General features: G+C 33.8%; 2 protein-coding genes and 2 pseudogenes. All 4 read left to right on the forward strand.

The features are described 5' to 3' along the window. Positions 1 to 96: 96 nt before the first annotated feature. A pseudogene (locus BA053_RS08220) lies at positions 97 to 279 on the forward strand (hypothetical protein); the annotation flags it as partial. Continuing rightward, complete coding sequence (locus BA053_RS06205) at positions 279 to 626, forward strand: phage tail protein (protein WP_065106877.1); 348 nt, start codon at positions 279 to 281, stop codon at positions 624 to 626. The pseudogene BA053_RS08220 and the gene BA053_RS06205, both read left to right, overlap by 1 nt. Then, on the forward strand, positions 623 to 832 hold the full coding sequence (locus tag BA053_RS06210) for a tail protein X (RefSeq protein WP_065095422.1): 210 nt from the start codon (positions 623 to 625) through the stop codon (positions 830 to 832). The genes BA053_RS06205 and BA053_RS06210 overlap by 4 nt, the downstream gene beginning before the upstream one ends. Next, positions 833 to 1,226 (forward strand): annotated as a pseudogene (locus tag BA053_RS06215) (phage tail protein); the annotation flags it as partial. It lies immediately after the preceding gene.

Genomic DNA, 1,226 nt, shown 5'->3' on the forward strand with positions numbered 1-1,226 from the left:
TGTTGGATACTTTTTTCTCATCTTTACCCCGTACTAAAATTTCAGATATTATAGCCTTTTACTTGTTTCCGGACAACCTCTAAGATACTTGCTGACTTTGCAAGGAGTAAATTTGAAAATAAAGAACAAAATAAAACTCAGAACATTACTAATAATTACACTATCAGCATTAAAGCAGAACCTAACCAAGATGTACGTAGTCTTGCAGATGAAGTAATAAAAAGGATAAGAGAAAAGTCACGTGATGTTTTATTTGATACGGTAGAGACATTTTATTGATGCTATCTCTTGGTCCGTATAAGTTTGCTCCCACAAGTTTAAAGTATAGCAGAGAAAATCGTTGGAGCACGATTGAGTGTATTGAAAATACGCCACTATTACAAAATATCGGCCAAGATATAGAAAATATAGATTTAGAAGGAACGATTCATCTGCATAATCTCAACGGGCTAAATCAACTAAAGAATATGAAAGAAGCTGAAAAACCACATGTTTTAGTAGATAGTTTAGGTAATATTTTAGGACAATTTGTAATTACTAGGTTAGAAGAAAAGCAGATGTATTTTTTACCTAATGGACTACCAAGAAAAGTTGAGTTTAGTTTGAGTTTGAAGAGCTATAGATGACTATATATTACTTAACCAAAGAAGGAGAAATGCTAGATCTGATTTGCTGGAAACATTACGGATTTACGGATGGAGTAGTGGAATTAGCACTAGCAGAGAACTTAGGTTTGGCAGAATATGGAAGCTTTTTGCCAGCAGGATTAAAGATAAAGCTTTCTGCTATTCAGAAAACAGTACAAAAGTCAAAATTAAAGGTGTGGGAATAAATGCAGCCAGATTTTGTAATAGATAAATGTGAATCAATTAGAGATAGAGTTATATCGTTACGCCTTACCGATGAATCTGGAACTATAGATGATATAGTTGAAGTACATGTTGATTACAGAGATGAAAACTTAAATGTTCCGAATGAATTAAATATCGCTCTGGGTTACAGAGAAACTGGAGTAGTACCTATGGGTATATATACAGTTAATGAAATTACGGTGCAGAGTCCACCTAAAACCTTACTAATAAAGGCTCATGCAACAAATTTAAGACTATCATTAAAGGAGAAAGTATCAAAAGAATGGCATCAAATTACTCTGGGTAACTTGGTTAAGGAAATAGCAGAAAAGCACGGATATGGATGCAGAGTTGCAGAAGAATTGGCAAGTGTGT

Origin of the sequence: Wolbachia endosymbiont of Nomada ferruginata, assembly GCF_001675785.1 — a bacterium.
Classification (GTDB): domain Bacteria; phylum Pseudomonadota; class Alphaproteobacteria; order Rickettsiales; family Anaplasmataceae; genus Wolbachia; species Wolbachia pipientis.